Source organism: Mesorhizobium sp. M0800 (genome assembly GCF_040320095.1).
Lineage (GTDB): Bacteria > Pseudomonadota > Alphaproteobacteria > Rhizobiales > Rhizobiaceae > Mesorhizobium.
Window position 1 is genome coordinate 1 of sequence record NZ_JAMYOZ010000025.1, and the last position, 15,269, is coordinate 15,269.

The window sequence follows — 15,269 nt, forward strand, 5'->3', positions numbered from 1 at the left end:
CGCGTCATCCGATGCTGGCCTCCACTCCAGCCAGCATCTTGAATCACAAAACCGACTGATCCGGAATCCCCTTCGATTCCGTCAAATCAGGAACCGCTCTAGCACAAGTATCGGGGCAGGGTTTTCCCAACTTATTTGATTGCTGGTGAGAGATCAGGCCCATCGATAATGTTCGCTGGCTTCAGCCTACGCTTCGCCGAGGGCGGTCCAAAAAATAAAAAACCCGGCGCGAGGCCGGGTTTTTTGTGAATTCGAAGACGAGAAAAGCTCAGGCGGCTTCTTCCTGCTCGGCTTCCTCGTTGTCGGCCTTGGCGCCGCGCTTGGGGCCCTTATTGAGGTTCACCTCGATGAGGCGCACTGCTTCGGTCTCCGACATGCGGTTGACGGCCGCGATCTCGCGGGCCATGCGGTCAAGCGCCGCCTCGTAGAGCTGGCGCTCGGAATAGGACTGCTCCGGCTGGTTATCGGCGCGGTAAAGGTCGCGCACCACTTCCGAGATCGAGATCAGATCGCCGGAGTTGATCTTGGCATCATATTCCTGGGCGCGGCGTGACCACATGGTGCGCTTGACGCGGGCGCGGCCCTGCACGACCTTCAGCGCGCGCTCGACATAATCCTCTTCCGACAGCTTGCGCATGCCGATCGAGGTCGCCTTGGCGACCGGCACCTTGAGGCGCATCTTGTCCTTCTGGAAGTCGATGACGAACAGCTCCAGCTTGTGGCCCGCGACTTCCTGCTCATCGATCGAGACGATCTGGCCGACACCATGCGCCGGATAGACGATGTACTCGCCGGTCTTGAAACCGTGGCGCGCTGCGGTGGACTTCTTCTGCGGGGTGATCGTTGCCATTACGCCCTGAACTCCTTGTTGTGGTACCGGCATCGTGCCGGCCCGAACTCGTGCGACCGGGGTGACCGGTCCTTAGCCACACAACGATGAACTCACCGGAAAGGCCAGGACCGGCACATCGCAACATTGCGACCGCCTGCCCCAGATCGCTCTGGTCCGGATTGAGAAATTCACCTTTCAGTGATTTGGGGCGTTTGCGCCATAAATCGACGTTGTGTCACCGGCATGTTTGGTTGATGTAACACAAAAAGTCGGAAGAATCAAGGTTTTGCTGCACGCGCGAAGGCCACGCGCCGTCGCCGCCTGTCAAGGCAGTTAATGTATCACGTCTGTTACGCGGCGTCAGGCCGCCGCAGCCGGCAGGCTCGTCAGTCGCCTTCGCCGGGCTCGGCGGAGAAATATTTCTCGAACTTGCCAGTTTCGCCATCGAAATTTTTAGCGTCGGCCGGCGGCTCCTTCTTGGCGGTGATGTTGGGCCATTTCTCGGCATATTCGGTGTTGATCTGCAGCCATTTGTCGAGGCCCGACTCGGTGTCGGGCTTGATCGCGTCGGCCGGGCATTCCGGTTCACAGACGCCGCAATCGATGCACTCGTCCGGGTGGATGACGAGCATGTTCTCACCTTCGTAGAAGCAGTCGACCGGACAGACCTCGATGCAGTCCATGTATTTGCATTTTATGCAATTGTCGGTCACGACATAGGTCATTGGTCGGCTCCGGGACGTCCCATTTTATTGGGCTTTTTTGGTGAGGTAACGCCTTTGTCCGCTGGTGGCAAGGGCGGCCCCTGCCAGCGGGGCCGCGGTTTCCGGAATGGAATTCCGGAAGGCCGGCAAAGCGGGCGTTCGACCTTTGCTCAATCGTCGCCGAGCAGGTGGTCGGTCTGGCGGCGTTCCTTCTTCGTCGGGCGACCGCTGCCGGCCTCGCGCAACGGCGGCACCGCATCCGGAAGCGCCTCGCCCTTGGGCGCGGGGGGCGGCGACATGTCCTCGTAGAGCAGGCGGGCCTCTTCGGCCGGGCCACGCCGTACGCCGGTGCCAAGGACTTTCCAGACGAAGATCCGCCGCTCCAGCGTGATGGTCAAAACGTCGCCCGGCCGGACCGTATCGGAGGCCTGCGCTGCTTTGTCGCGATTGATGCGGACGCGTCCGGCGACAACCAGCTTGGCTGCCAGCGTGCGCGATTTTACCGCGCGCGAGAAGAACAGCCACTTGTCGATGCGCTGGCGGGCATCAGTGACCATCGGACGAGCAGCCTACTTCTTCAGCTGGTCGCGCAACGCGGCGAGCTTGGCGAAAGGCGAGTCCGGGTCGAAGCGGACCGGGCGCTCCTCACGCGGCTTTGGCGGGAACGCCGGCTTTGCGCCTTGTGCGCCGCCTTTGCCGTCCTGCCGGCCAGCCTTCCAGTCGGGCCGGTTTTCGCGCCGGTCCGGGCGTTCACCTTGCGGCTTGCCGGCGCGCTGATCTGCCGCCTCGCCTTGCGGCCTCGGCTTGAACTTGCTGCGATCGAAGCGCGGCTTGCCGGCGCCGTCGCGCTGATCGTGGCGCCCTTGACGGGCGGGCCGGTCGCCCGGCGTCGGTTGCCCGCCGGCATCTACCGGCGCATCGCTGCGGCTGTCCGGCGCAGCTTGACCATTGCGCGCGCGATTGTCCCGATGATTGTCCCGGGGGCGGTTGTCATGCTGGCGATGACGCGGGCGCTGGTCGAAACGACCCTGCCGCCATAACAGGATGGGTTTTGGCTCCTCGGCTTCTGGAGCAGCTTCGCCGGCGACGGCTCCTGCCGTCGCTGCAGGTTCGGCCGGCGATGCTTCCGTAGTGTCTGAAACCGGCGGTTCTGCCGGTGCCGCAGCCTCAGTTTCCGCCCCAAGTTCCGCCGTTGGCTCGGCCGCTGGTTCCGCAGGCGCTTCAGCAGTCGCTTCGGCGGCGGGCCGGGTCTCCTGCGTGACTTCGATTGGCGCTTGCGGCTGGTCTTCCGCGACAGGCTCTGCCGCAGCTTCGGTCACGGCTTCGGCCGCAGCCTCCGCCATAGGGGCCGCTTCCGACACGGGCTCGGACGGCTCCGCCGGCGGCTCTGCCGTGGCAGCCGCTTCCGCCATCCTAGCCTGCTCGACTCGCGTTGCCTCTTCCGCCGCCTGCTTTGCAGCGGCAGCTTCACGCGCGGTATTGTCCTGTGCGTCGAGCCGCGCCTTGACCTCGGCCGCCGGTTTGGCATCGGCGCGATAGCCGAGACCCTTCAGGATCTCTTCCATGTCGTCGGCGGTGGCGCCGAGGATCGACATCATCGGCGGCGTGACCATGAAGGACTGGCCGTCATAGGCGCCGTCGGGGCGAGGCCCGAGGCCCGGCTTCCAGTTGGTCGCCGGCCGGATCAGGTCGGCCAGCCGCTCGAGAATATCGACGCGTACAGCACGCCGGCCAAGATTGCGGTAGCCCGCCAGCTTGTAGAAGGTCTTGTCGAAGGTCGGATCGATGACCACCGAGGTGCGGCCGGAGGCCAGTGCGTGGACGACATCGCCGAAGCCGGGCTTGTCCTTGCCGTCGTTCCTCAGCGCCCACAGCAGCGTTATCAACCCGGCCGGCGCCGGCTTGATCAGCGCCGGCACGAAGACATGGTAGGCGCCGAAGCGCACGCCGAGACGGCGAAGCGCCGCGCGGCCTTCCTGGTCGAGGGATTTCATCTCGTCGGCGATGTCGCGACGGTTGATGAGGCCGAAATGCTCGACGAGCTGGAAAGCAATGCCGCGGCCTATGCCGGTGATCTGCTCCGCATTCTTGAGGTCGACCAGCGGCTTCAGCAGGGATTCGATCTGGAAATTGACGAAGCGCTCGGCGCGCGCCGCAACCTTGTCGCGGGCCGGGCCGGTGAGTTGCTCGTCGGCGAGCAGAACGAGACGCGGCTTCAAAGCGTCTTCGCCGGCAACCAACGTGCCGATCGGGGCGCCGATCCAGCGCAGCGTGCCATCCGAACCCAGCGCAATGTCGCCATTGGCAGAGGCGCCGAAACGCTCGGCCCGCGCCTCGAACTCGGCGGCAAGCGCCTTCTGCGCCGCCGCCCGCACCGCCTTGGCATCCTCGCCGCCGGCGCTCTGGTCGGCGGTGAAGCGGAAACCTTGCAACTCGCCGACGTGATGGCCTTCGACGAGGACGGTTCCGGTTGGGCTGATTTCGGCTTCAGGCATCGTGTTTTCTCTAAGGCGCCGCATGAGGACCGAAGTCCTGCGGTCTACAAAACGTTTCGTCAACCGCTCATGCAGCGCATCCGACAATCTGTCTTCGATTTCGCGCGTCTTTTCCTGCCAGTGTGCCCGATCGGCCAGCCAGCCGGGCCGGTTGGAGACGAAGGTCCATGTGCGGATCTGGGCAATCCTGTGCGACAGCGTGTCGATGTCGCCTTCGGTGGTGTCGGCACGGCGCACCTGCTCGGCCATGTAGTTCTCGTCGACATGGCCGTGCCTGGCAAGGTCCATGTAGATGGAGGCGATCAAGTCGGCATGCTGGGCCGGCGCGATCTTCCTGTAGTCGGGCAGCGCGCAGGCTTCCCACAGCAGCGCCACGCGCCTGGCATCGGTGGTGAGTGCCCGGATGTCCTCGTCGCGCGACAGATGCTCGAGCGCCTGCGCGTCTACTGCCGGCAGTGCGCGCGTCAGGCCTTCTACCGGGGCGTTGGTCTCGATCGAGCGCTTCAGCGCATCGAGGCTGGCGAAATCGAAATGCGCGGTACGCCACTGCAGCACTTTCACCGGATCGAAATCATGCGCCTCGATCTTGTTGACCAGTTCATCATCCAGCGGATCGACCTGGCCGGTGACGCCGAAGGTGCCGTCGCGCAGATGCCGGCCGGCGCGGCCGGCAATCTGGCCGAGCTCGGCCGCCGTCAGGTTGCGGTACTGGTAGCCGTCGAATTTGCGATTCTGGGCGAAGGCGACGTGGTCGAGGTCGAGGTTGAGGCCCATGCCGATGGCGTCGGTGGCGACGAGGTAGTCGACGTCGCCCGACTGGAACAGCGCCACCTGGGCGTTGCGGGTGCGCGGGCTGAGTGCGCCGAGCACGACGGCGGCACCGCCCTGCTGGCGGCGGATCAGCTCGGCGATAGCATAGACCTCGTCGGCCGAGAAGGCGACGATCGCGGTGCGCCGCGGCAGGCGGGTCAGCTTCTTCGAGCCGACATAGGCAAGATGCGACAGGCGTGGCCGGGTCACCACCGACACGCCCCGCAGCAGGCGCTGCAGGATGCCGTGCATGGTGGCCGCACCCAGCAGCAGCGTCTCCTGGCGGCCGCGTAGATGCAGGATGCGATCGGTGAAGATGTGGCCGCGTTCGAGATCGCCGGCGAGCTGGACCTCGTCGATGGCAACGAAGGCGGCGTCGGTCTCGCGCGGCATCGCTTCCACGGTGCAGACCGAGTATTTCGCGCCCGCCGGCTGGATCTTTTCCTCGCCGGTGATGAGCGCAACCTTATGGGCGCCGACCTTCTCGCAGACGCGCGTATAGACCTCGCGGGCAAGCAGCCTGAGCGGCAGGCCGATGACGCCGCTTTCGTGCGCCACCATGCGCTCGATCGCGAGATGGGTCTTGCCGGTGTTGGTCGGGCCGAGCACGGCCGTCACGTCTCGACCCGACAGGATCAGCGGTTCAGTGTGTTTCGGATGGATGTTCATCGGCCTGGAAATAAGGCTCTCCGCCTCGCATTGTCGGGAGCGCGCCCATATTGGCCGCGTATGACAGGCGACACATAGGGATTTCGGGCGCGAAGCGAAAGCGGAATGTGCCGAGGGCAGGCCGATTGGTTCGTTCGAGCCTCAAATCTGTTCCCGATTAACAGTTGGAACGAGTCTGGAACGAATCAGCGACGAATCACTGACTCGCGCTGATTCAGGGTTTGTTCACGGCTACATCTGGGTTTTCTTTCGGCGAATCTCACCACATGCTGAATCACGGAAACTGGCCCGATTTATGCAAGCGGCATCCAAGCGAGCACTGCGGTTAACCTTTGCCGGTGAATGGTCGTGGCCGGCCAATCTGCTTCGCACAACGTTATGAAATTATTGATGTTTCCTAACGCGCTTTAATCATTTCAATGGTGTTTTCAGCACTCGCCGTTAACGTTCCGCTCAAAGCCGGAACGAATCGGCGACGAATCAGCGATGGGCAAAGTTTCTTGGTTTGTTCACCGCAACATGTTGTGTTGTGAACAGCTTTTCCACCGAGAATCCACAGGCTGCCGGGCGGTTTTTGCATAGGCTGCGCAGCGGCCGTTAACCTTTGCGTGCCGGATTGGGGCAGCGTGCCGCATCGAGATCTTGCAACGGGAAGACCGCTATAGAAACGGGCCGTTTTGCAGGCCCGTTCGTCCAAGCGCGTATCTGTCTCAACGTAAAGATAAACGATCAGGCGATGTACTGGCCGCCATTGGCTGATATGGTCGAGCCGGTGATGAAACCGGCATCGTCGGAAGCGAGGAAGACGACGCAGCGCGCGATTTCCTCCGGCTCGCCGAGACGGCCCACCGGGATGTGCGGGATGACGCGCTCGTTGAGGACCTTCTCGTCCATTGCCTTGACCATCTCGGTGGCGATGTAGCCGGGGCAAATGACGTTGACGGTGATGCCGGCGCGCGCGCCTTCCTGGGCCAGCGCCTTGGTGAAGCCGATATCGCCGGCCTTCGAGGCCGAATAATTGACCTGGCCGACCTGGCCTTTCTGGCCGTTGATCGAGGAGATGGTGATGATGCGACCGAACTTGCGGTCGCGCATGCCGCCCCACAATGGATGCGTCATGTTGAAGACGCCGGAAAGGTTGGTGTCGAGGACCTCCTTCCATTGCTCGCGCGTCATCTTGTGGAACATCGCGTCGCGAGTGATGCCGGCATTGTTGACCAGCACCGAGACGGGACCGAGATCGGCCTCTATCTGTTTGATGCCGGCGGCGCAGGCCTCGTAGTCGGCGACCGACCATCTATAGACCGGGATGCCGGTCGCGGCCTTGAACTTTGCCGCCGCTTCCTCATTGCCGGCGTAGTTTGCGGCGACCGAATAGCCGGCGCTTTTCAAGGCGACCGATATCGCCGCGCCGATGCCGCGCGACCCGCCTGTGACGATTGCAACCTTTGTCATATGTCCTCCCGGGAAATGCAGATGACTGAGCGTTGAAGCGGTGGGGTTTGCCCTCTATTCCCTACTCGCTTTGCGCCAGCATCCTATTCGTATCGCTTATCTCATCACAATGCTTCCACGCACATGGCAACACCCATGCCGCCGCCGATGCACAGCGTGGCAAGACCTTTCTTGGCACCTCTGCGGCGCATTTCGTAGACCAGCGTGTTGAAGATGCGGGCGCCCGAGGCGCCGACCGGATGGCCGATGGCGATGGCGCCGCCATTGACGTTGACGATGGCCGGATCCCAGCCCATGTCCTTGTTGACGGCGCAGGCCTGCGCGGCAAAGGCTTCGTTGGCTTCGACCAGATCGAGGTCGCCGACCGACCAGCCGGCCTTGGCCAGCGCCTTGCGCGAGGAGGGGATCGGTCCCGTCCCCATGATCTGCGGGTCGACACCGGCGGTCGCCCAGGAAACGATACGCACCAGCGGTGTGATGCCGCGCCTTGCGGCTTCCGCTTCGGTCATCAGCACCACGGCGGCGGCGCCGTCGTTGATGCCGGAAGCATTGGCAGCAGTTACCGTGCCTTCCTTGTCGAAGGCGGGCTTGAGCTTGGTCATGGCATCGATTGTCGCGCCGTGGCGGATGTATTCATCCTGGTCGACTACTGTGTCACCCTTCCTGCCCTTGACTGTAAAGGCAACGATCTCGTCATTGAATTTTCCGGCTTTCTGCGCGGCCTCGGCCTTGTTCTGGGAAGCCAGTGCGAACTGGTCCTGGTCGTCGCGGGTGATCTGGAACTGGCGAGCGACGTTCTCCGCGGTGTTGCCCATATGATAGCCGTAGAAGGCATCGGTCAGGCCGTCCTTTATCATGGTGTCGATCAGCTTGAAGTCGCCCATCTTGACGCCACCGCGCAGATGTTGCGCATGCGGAGCCATCGACATCGATTCCTGGCCGCCGGCAACGATGATCCTCGCGTCGCCCTGGGCTATCTGCTGCATGCCGAGCGCGATGGCGCGCAAGCCGGAGCCGCAGAGCTGGTTCAGGCCCCAGGAGGTCGCCTCCTGCGGTACGCCGGCAGCCATTGCCGCCTGCCGCGCCGGGTTCTGCCCTTGAGCCGCGGTCAGGATCTGGCCGAGGATGACCTCGTCCACCTCCTTGCCGTCGACGCCGGCACGGACCAGCGCTTCCCTGACGGCGACGGCACCCAATTCATGGGCTGGGGTGTTGGCGAAGGCGCCGTTGAAGGAGCCGACGGGCGTGCGCGCTGCATTGGCGACAACGATGGCGTTGGAAGCGGACATGTTCTTCTCCAGGCTTTCGGGGAACGATTTCGGGTGCCGTCGGGGACTTTTCTTGCCCTTTCCACAACCCGAGTCAAACCCGAAATGGGCATGGCGTCCCACTGCCGCAAGCATGCCGCCCGTCGCTGCAACGGCGGCCCGTCCGTGCTGCGCAGCATAAAATGTTCTCGCACTGCACAAACTGCTTGGATTCATGACGCTTTTGCGCATATCCTTTAAAAAGGCGCAATCGTTACCGGCGGCTTACTTAAGCTGCCCGGTGTCCGGGGAGGATGCAGATGGCCGCAAAAGACGAACCTATTGTTATCAAGAAATATGCCAATCGCCGTCTCTACAATACGGGCACCAGCACCTATGTGACGCTCGAGGATCTCGCTGAAATGGTCAAAAGAGGCGAGGACTTTACTGTCCAGGACGCCAAGACCGGTGACGACATCACGCATCCGGTACTGACCCAGATCATCTTCGAGCTGGAGAACAAGGACGGGCAGAACATGCTGCCGATCCCGTTCCTGCGTCAGCTTATCGCCTATTACGGCGACCAGATGCAGATGATCGTGCCGAGCTTTCTCGAGCAGTCGATGCTGGCCTTCTCTAAGGAGCAGGAACGCTTTCGCGAGCAGATGAAAGATGCGCTCGGCAAGTCGCCGATGGACATGATGAAGATCGCGACACCAATCAAGGTGCTGGAGGAGCAGACGCGGCGCAACATGGAAATGTTCCAGAACGCCATGCGGCTGTTCACGCCGTTCCCGCCCGCGGGCTCGGCGCCGGCAGCAGCGCCGGCCGAACCGGCCAGGAAGGAAACGCCGGAAAAACCCGACGACCTTCAGGAGCTGAAGGAGCAGATCGCCGCGATGCAGCGCAAGCTCGACACGATGTCCTGACTGCCGGCTGGCGAAGTGCAGCGTCGAACCTTCCTTCAGGTGCCGCTGAGACTTCGCAAGCAGCGCGGCTAGAGCTGCTCCGGCAGCGGTCCCTTGTAGCGGGCGCGTGGCCGGATCAGGCCGCTGCTCGTCACCTGCTCCACGGCATGCGCGGCCCAGCCGATGCTGCGGCCGAGCGCGAACAGGCGGAACGGCGCATCGGACGGCAAACGGAGGCTGCGCGTCAGCGCGGCCAAAGCGAAATCGACGTTCGGGCGCATGCCCGTTGCCGCAAAGGCCGCATCGCAAAGCCGTAACAGCCCATCATCGACATCTATCGCTGCCAGCAACGGTTCCGCACGCGGATCGCCGTCGGGATAAAACGGATGGCCAAATCCGGGCAGCGGCCTGTCGTGACCGAGCCAGCGTCCGACAGCCGCATCCGGCCCCAATCTCTGCGCATCTTCGGCCAGCATCATGACCGCCTCCGCGGCGCCGCCATGGCGCGGCCCGGAGAGCGTGGCGAGGCCGGCAAGCAGGCAGGCCGAAACAGGTGCGCCGGTGGACGCGGCGACCCGTGCGGCGAAGGTCGATGCGTTCAATTCGTGATCGGCCAACAGCACCAGTGAGCGGCGGATCAAGTCTGCGCCGGCCGCATCGAGCGACCATCCCCGCGCCAGCCTTTCGTGCACGGCACCAGTTCCGGGAATCGCGCCGAGCGCCTGGGCCAAAGCGGCGATGGCGCCGGCCGCATCGTGGTTGAGCGAAGCCGATCTTCGGCCGAGCGAAGGCCGGCCGTTGGCCGCCAACGCGGCCAATTCCGCGAAGGCAGCCGGCCGGCCAGTTGCGCCGTTGCCATGGCGGCTCGCCGAGACGAACGACATTGGTGCGCCAGATGCCCAAAGCAGGTTTGCCGTCTGCTCCAGCGTGGCAGCCTCGCAGAGAGCAACCGCATCCTGGCCGCGATAGACAAGGCGGCCATGCAAAACGGTCGAGATCGTGGTGGCGATCGCCGGCTCACCCCAGGCAATTGCACTTTCGGCGATTGCCTGGGGATTTCGGCCACGAGCCCGGCGGCTCGCCAGCGCCGCGATGTCGTCGGCCCGATACTGGCTGCGGCGTGGATCCGCCCGGTCCGGCCGCACGCCGATGCGTCCGCGGCTGACATAGGCATAGAGGGTCTGGGCTCGCACCTTGAGACGCTCCAGGGCTTCGTCCCGCGTCAGCCACTCCGTCATGTCAGCCTTGTCATGTTGATTCCGTTGATCAAGATTGATGGTCCAGTCACCAACCCTTATCTACCACCCGGAAAGGGTCAAGGAGAAAACCAATGGCGAATGGGCTCGATGATGTGGTGGCGGCGGAAACGGTGCTCTCCGATGTTGACGGTCTTGGTGGCCGCCTGACCATCCGGGGCCATTCGTTGCCCGAACTGGCAGGCCGCTGGAAATACGCCGAGGTGGTTCATCTGCTGTTCGACGGCTTTTTCGACGATCTTCCCGACGGCAGGGAGCTGGCGAACGCGATCGGTCGGGCGCGCAGCGAAGTGTTCGAGCAGATCACACCCTTGCTGCCGTTTCTCGCATCCGTCGATATCTACAGCGCGATGCGCGCCGGTATTGCCCTGCTGCCGGATGGTGACAAATTGTCGGACGCGCTGCGGCTGGTTGCGGCACCTGCCGTGCTGACGCCGGCCTTGCTGCGCTTGCAGCGCGGCGAAAGCCCGATTGCGCCTGATAGCAAGGCCGATCATGCAGCCGACATGCTGCGGATGCTGACCGGCATTGTGGCCTCGCCTAAATTGGCGAAGGCGCTCGATGCCTATCTCGTGACGGTTTGCGACCACGGCCTCAACGCATCGACCTTCGCCGCGCGCGTGGTCGCTTCGACGCAGGCCGGGCTTACTTCGGCGGTGCTGGCCGGGCTCGGAGCGCTCAAGGGGCCGCTGCATGGCGGCGCGCCAGGTCCGGTGATCGAGATGCTGGATGCGATCGAGGCGCATGGCGACGCCGCCGGCTGGCTGCGTGGCGAGATCGCGCGTGGCCGCCGCATCATGGGCTTCGGGCATCGCATCTATCGTGTGCGCGATCCGCGTGCCGACGTGCTGAAAGCGGTGGTGCGGCAGCTCGGCGCCAAGGGCGAAGCCGGCCACCGGCTGGCCTTTGCCGAAAGCGTGGAGCACGCGGCGCTCGAAGTGCTCCGCATCGCCAAGCCGTCACGCTCGCTCCAGACCAACGTCGAGTTCTTCACAGCGCTCCTGCTGGAAGCGGCGGGCTTTCCGAAAGAGGCGTTCACCAACGTCTTTGCTGCCGGGCGCGTCGCCGGCTGGATTGCCCATGCGCGCGAGCAGCAGACGAGCGGACGGCTGATCCGGCCGCAGTCGCGCTATATCGGGCCGGTCCCAGACCTCGTCGCCTGAGGATTTTTCCCTCGCATACTTGCGAAAACCGGTCGCAACAGCCGGTGCCGGACACCTCTCTCGTCGGGACGAGAGAGGTCTACATGACAAAAATTTCATGTCATTGCTCCACGCATCCGCTGTTCTTGGATGGCAGAGAACCTATATGCTGCAGTGCAACATGGTTCCGCGAGAACCCATTTCAAAGGAATAGCCAGCCTTGACCGCCAGAAAAACCGCCATCGTCACCGGTTCCACCTCGGGCATCGGCCTGGCCATTGCCCACGCGCTCGCGGCCGAAGGCTGCAACGTCGTCGTCAATTCCTTTTCCGACACCGCCGCCGATCACGCCATCGCCGACGCGATCGCGAAGCACCACGACGTGAAGACTGTCTACGTCAAGGCCGATATGTCGAGGCCGGCCGAGTGCCGGGCTTTGGTGGCGAAGGCAGCCGAGGCATTCGGCTCGGTCGACATCCTGGTCAACAACGCCGGCACCCAGCATGTCGCGCCGGTCGAAAGCTTCCCGATCGAGAAATGGGATGCGATCATCGCCATCAACCTGTCATCGGCCTTCCACACCATCGCAGCCGCCATCCCATTGATGAAACAGGCCGGTGGCGGCCGGATCGTCAACGTCGCCTCGGCCCACGGCCTTGTCGCCTCGCCCTTCAAGTCGGCCTATGTCTCGGCCAAGCATGGCATTCTGGGCCTGACCAAGACTGTCGCCCTGGAGCTGGCGCGCGACAAGATCACCTGCAATGCCATTTGTCCCGGCTATGTGCTGACGCCGCTGGTCGAGGCGCAGATCCCCGACCAGATGAAGGCCAACAAGATGGACCGCGAGACGGTGGTCCGTGAGGTCATGCTCGAAAAGCAGCCGACCAAGGAGTTCGTCACCGTCGAGCAGGTTGCGGCGGCCGCGGTGTTCCTATGCTCGGATGCGGCGGCGCAGATCAACGGCACGCACATCTCTGTCGATGGCGGCTGGACCGCTCAGTGAGGCTTCCAGCGGTCAAGGGCCACGCCATGCCGAAAAATGGCAAGGCGGAAGAGCCAAAGAAGATCAATGTCGCGCTGCAAGGCGGCGGCTCGCATGGGGCGTTTTCCTGGGGCGTGCTCGATCGGCTGCTCGAGGACGGGCGCCTCGACATAACGGCGGTTTCGGGCACCAGTGCCGGCGCCATGAATGCCGTGGCGCTGGCCGACGGCTTTGTCCGCGGCGGTGTCGAGGGCGCGCGGCGGAAGCTCGACGATTTCTGGCGTGCGGTGGCGGCAAAGGGCCGCTTCAGCCCGGTACAGCGCATGCCTTGGGACATCGCCTGGGGCAATTGGTCGATCGAGAACACGCCCGGCTATTTCCTGTTCGATACGATGTCTCGGGTATATTCGCCCTATGTCGCCAATCCGCTCGCCATCAATCCGCTGCGCGACGTGGTCGAACGTGAGATCGATTTCGACAATGTGCGCGCCTGCAAGTCGATGGAACTGTTCATTTCCGCTACCAACGTCGAGACCGGCCAGTTGCGGGTCTTCTCGGACGGCGAGATCGACCTCGACACGGTGATGGCGTCGGCCTGCTTGCCGCAATTGTTCCGTGCCGTCGAGATCAAGGGCGTGCCCTATTGGGATGGCGGTTATGGCGGCAACCCGGCACTGTTCCCGTTCTTCAAGACGGCGGCCACCGAGGACGTGCTTTTGGTGCAGATCAATCCGGTAGTCCGCGAGGGGACGCCGAAGAGCGCCAATGAGATCCAGAACCGCATCGACGAGATCACCTTCAACGCCGGGCTGTTGCGCGAATTCCGCTCGATCGCCTTCGTCAAGGAACTGATCGCCGCCGGCCGATTGCCGCACGGCGAATATCGCGACATCCGCATGCACCGCATCGATGCCGACGAAGCGTTCAAGGATTTGTCGGCATCGTCCAAGGTCAATGCCGAATGGGCGTTCCTTGCCTATCTGCGCGACCTCGGCCGCACCGCAGCCAGTGATTGGCTGGAAGAAAATTATGACGCCGTCGGCAAGCGGCCGACGATCGATCTGTCCGGCGAACTCGACGACGGCTTGAAGCCGGTGCGCGGGCCGGCGCCGGGCCGGCGGGTCAAGGAATTTCTTGCGGCGCGCAAGCAGCCCGAGGCCGCCCGCCGTCCGGCCTAGAAGGGTTCATCGTTTCGGAAACGCCGAACCGCTCTATCTTTTTGTTTTGACGCAATTCCGACGGAAAACCGTTTCACACTTTTCCTGGATTTGTCTGGCTCCTCCGCAAAGCAGATGACATCGCAATCTGTCCAATCATCCTGACACTTGCTGCCATACCGCTGTTTTGGCGATCAACAGCCGATGCTGCAGCCGCATCTTGCGGACAAAGCAACAATCCATCAACTTTTCTGACTATATTGCGCCGCAACTTTGAGGTAGAAGCGCGCTTCGCCGATCACGGCAATTTGAATACGGCCTCGCGCGCACCCATATCGGCGACGCGCCCCAAGTAGAAGATGCGGCCTGGCCGAACCCCGCGCACTGGAACAATAACGATGCCGAAATTCAGGTTTCACAAGCTTGCAGCCATTGTTGTGCTCATCGGTTTCGCCGGCTGGATGGCGACAGGCGAGTTCTCGTCCGTCGGCAGCGCGTCCGCCGACAACAAGCCCAAGGCAGGAGAGGTCGAGCAGCCCAAAACAGCCGACGCAGGCAAGCCCCAAACTGGCAAACAGGGGGCTGCCAAGCCGGGGACTGCCGAGGCGGAACAGCCCAAGGCGCCGTTACGCACGGTCGCGGTCATAACCCCGCCGCGGCGCACCTATGCACGCGCTATCCGCATTTCCGGACTGACCGAAGCCGACAAGCGCGCCGTCCTGGCGACACGCGTCGCTGGCGTCATCGACAAGCTGCCGGTCAAGCAGGGTCAGCACGTCAAGACCGGCGACCTCATCCTGATGCTTGCCGCCGAGGAAAAGATCTCGGCGGTCGACAACGCCAAGCAGCTTGTCGTGCAACGTGAGGCCGAGCTGGCTGCGGCCCTGCGGCTGATGAAAACCGGCAATCTGCCCAAGCTGCAGCTCGATACGGCCCGTTCCAACCTGACGCTGGCCAAGTCGCAACTGGACGCCGCGCAAGCCGAGCTCGACCGCAACGAGGTGAAGGCGCCCTTCGACGGCGTCATCGACCGGGTGCCGGTGGAGCTTGGCAGTTCCGTCATGCAGGGCGGCGAGGTGGCGACCATTCTCAAGCTCGATCCGGTGATCGCCCGCGGCGAAGTCAGCGAACGCGATCTCGGCTATCTGAAGATCGGTGACGAAGCCAATGTGCGCCTGGTCAGTGGCCAGACCGTCAAGGGTACGGTGCGCTACATCAGCCGGGATGCATCTTCGGCAACCCGTACCTTTCGGGTCGAAGTCGCCATCCCCAACGCCGATGGGTCCGTACCGGCCGGCATGACGGCAGAAATTGCGCTCAGCGCCCAGCCGACCGACGCCGTGATGCTGCCGCGATCGGTGGTGACGCTCGGCGACAAGGGCGACCTCGGCATCCGCGCCGTCGACAAGGATGACAAGGTCGTGTTCTTCCCGATCGATCTGGTCGACGACACGCCAACCGGCCTGGTGCTCGGCGGCATTGCGGCCGACGCCCGCATCATCGTCGCCGGCCAGGAGCTGGTGAAGGAAGGCGAGGTGGTCAAGCCGGTCGCAGCCGACCAGGCGACCATCCAAAAGCTGTTGGGCGAAGCGACGGCCGGGACGCAGTAATC

General features: G+C 63.4%; 13 protein-coding genes. 5 read left to right on the forward strand and 8 right to left on the reverse strand.

From position 1 onward, the window contains the following. Positions 1-268 precede the first annotated feature (268 nt). The 7 genes from NKI18_RS24095 to NKI18_RS24125 all read right to left on the reverse strand — a co-directional run bounded on the left by NKI18_RS24095 (position 269) and on the right by NKI18_RS24125 (position 8,254). Complete coding sequence (locus tag NKI18_RS24095; protein ID WP_006327799.1) at positions 269-850, reverse strand: CarD family transcriptional regulator; 582 nt, start codon at positions 848-850, stop codon at positions 269-271. Between the two features lie 368 nt (positions 851-1,218). Continuing rightward, positions 1,219-1,557: a ferredoxin FdxA gene (gene fdxA / locus NKI18_RS24100; RefSeq protein WP_352619743.1), complete on the reverse strand. Its 339-nt coding sequence runs from the start codon at positions 1,555-1,557 to the stop codon at positions 1,219-1,221. 149 nt (positions 1,558-1,706) lie between these two features. After that, on the reverse strand, positions 1,707-2,093 hold the full coding sequence (locus NKI18_RS24105; protein WP_023680553.1) for an RNA-binding S4 domain-containing protein: 387 nt from the start codon (positions 2,091-2,093) through the stop codon (positions 1,707-1,709). A gap of 12 nt (positions 2,094-2,105) precedes the next feature. Then, positions 2,106-5,510 (reverse strand): helicase-related protein, encoded by a 3,405-nt coding sequence (locus NKI18_RS24110; protein ID WP_352619742.1) that lies wholly within the window; start codon positions 5,508-5,510, stop codon positions 2,106-2,108. A 397-nt stretch (positions 5,511-5,907) separates the two neighbouring features. Then, entirely contained in the window at positions 5,908-6,207 is a 300-nt protein-coding gene (locus NKI18_RS24115) for a hypothetical protein (RefSeq protein ID WP_352619741.1), read from the reverse strand. A 32-nt stretch (positions 6,208-6,239) separates the two neighbouring features. Further along, positions 6,240-6,965, reverse strand: coding sequence for an acetoacetyl-CoA reductase (gene phbB, locus NKI18_RS24120; RefSeq protein ID WP_352619740.1), 726 nt, complete (start codon positions 6,963-6,965; stop codon positions 6,240-6,242). A gap of 104 nt (positions 6,966-7,069) precedes the next feature. Then, positions 7,070-8,254: an acetyl-CoA C-acetyltransferase gene (locus tag NKI18_RS24125; protein ID WP_352619739.1), complete on the reverse strand. Its 1,185-nt coding sequence runs from the start codon at positions 8,252-8,254 to the stop codon at positions 7,070-7,072. Between the two features lie 278 nt (positions 8,255-8,532). On the opposite strand from NKI18_RS24125, the gene phaR reads away from it, so the two are divergent. Beyond that, entirely contained in the window at positions 8,533-9,141 is a 609-nt protein-coding gene (gene phaR, locus NKI18_RS24130) for a polyhydroxyalkanoate synthesis repressor PhaR (protein ID WP_023678449.1), read from the forward strand. 68 nt (positions 9,142-9,209) lie between these two features. On the opposite strand, the gene NKI18_RS24135 is transcribed toward phaR, so the two are convergent. Beyond that, positions 9,210-10,358, reverse strand: a complete 1,149-nt coding sequence (locus NKI18_RS24135) for a citrate/2-methylcitrate synthase (RefSeq protein WP_353020760.1) — start codon at positions 10,356-10,358, stop codon at positions 9,210-9,212. Positions 10,359-10,450: 92 nt separating this feature from the next. Between NKI18_RS24135 and NKI18_RS24140 the strand changes: the two genes are divergently transcribed. The 4 genes from NKI18_RS24140 to NKI18_RS24155 all read left to right on the forward strand — a co-directional run bounded on the left by NKI18_RS24140 (position 10,451) and on the right by NKI18_RS24155 (position 15,267). After that, the gene (locus NKI18_RS24140; RefSeq protein WP_352619736.1) at positions 10,451-11,539 is read left to right on the forward strand and encodes a citrate synthase/methylcitrate synthase; all 1,089 of its coding nucleotides are present in this window, start codon (positions 10,451-10,453) and stop codon (positions 11,537-11,539) included. Positions 11,540-11,738: 199 nt separating this feature from the next. Continuing rightward, a complete protein-coding gene (locus tag NKI18_RS24145; protein ID WP_352619735.1) occupies positions 11,739-12,521 on the forward strand; it encodes a 3-hydroxybutyrate dehydrogenase in 783 nt (260 codons plus the stop codon). A gap of 26 nt (positions 12,522-12,547) precedes the next feature. Beyond that, a complete protein-coding gene (locus NKI18_RS24150; RefSeq protein WP_352619744.1) occupies positions 12,548-13,678 on the forward strand; it encodes a patatin-like phospholipase family protein in 1,131 nt (376 codons plus the stop codon). A gap of 377 nt (positions 13,679-14,055) precedes the next feature. Next, positions 14,056-15,267, forward strand: coding sequence for an efflux RND transporter periplasmic adaptor subunit (locus NKI18_RS24155; protein ID WP_352619734.1), 1,212 nt, complete (start codon positions 14,056-14,058; stop codon positions 15,265-15,267). The last annotated feature ends 2 nt before the right edge of the window (positions 15,268-15,269 follow it).

Bases quoted from the DNA above. Each gene is read 5' to 3' on its own strand.
- phaR (WP_023678449.1), top strand. From the start codon at position 8,533: ATGGCCGCAAAAGACGAACCTATTGTTATCAAGAAATATGCCAATCGC.
- NKI18_RS24110 (WP_352619742.1), bottom strand. From the start codon at position 5,510: ATGAACATCCATCCGAAACACACTGAACCGCTGATCCTGTCGGGTCGA.
- NKI18_RS24140 (WP_352619736.1), top strand. From the start codon at position 10,451: ATGGCGAATGGGCTCGATGATGTGGTGGCGGCGGAAACGGTGCTCTCC.
- fdxA (WP_352619743.1), bottom strand. From the start codon at position 1,557: ATGACCTATGTCGTGACCGACAATTGCATAAAATGCAAATACATGGAC.
- NKI18_RS24155 (WP_352619734.1), top strand. From the start codon at position 14,056: ATGCCGAAATTCAGGTTTCACAAGCTTGCAGCCATTGTTGTGCTCATC.
- NKI18_RS24150 (WP_352619744.1), top strand. From the start codon at position 12,548: ATGCCGAAAAATGGCAAGGCGGAAGAGCCAAAGAAGATCAATGTCGCG.
- NKI18_RS24105 (WP_023680553.1), bottom strand. From the start codon at position 2,093: ATGGTCACTGATGCCCGCCAGCGCATCGACAAGTGGCTGTTCTTCTCG.
- NKI18_RS24095 (WP_006327799.1), bottom strand. From the start codon at position 850: ATGGCAACGATCACCCCGCAGAAGAAGTCCACCGCAGCGCGCCACGGT.
- phbB (WP_352619740.1), bottom strand. From the start codon at position 6,965: ATGACAAAGGTTGCAATCGTCACAGGCGGGTCGCGCGGCATCGGCGCG.
- NKI18_RS24125 (WP_352619739.1), bottom strand. From the start codon at position 8,254: ATGTCCGCTTCCAACGCCATCGTTGTCGCCAATGCAGCGCGCACGCCC.
- NKI18_RS24135 (WP_353020760.1), bottom strand. From the start codon at position 10,358: ATGACGGAGTGGCTGACGCGGGACGAAGCCCTGGAGCGTCTCAAGGTG.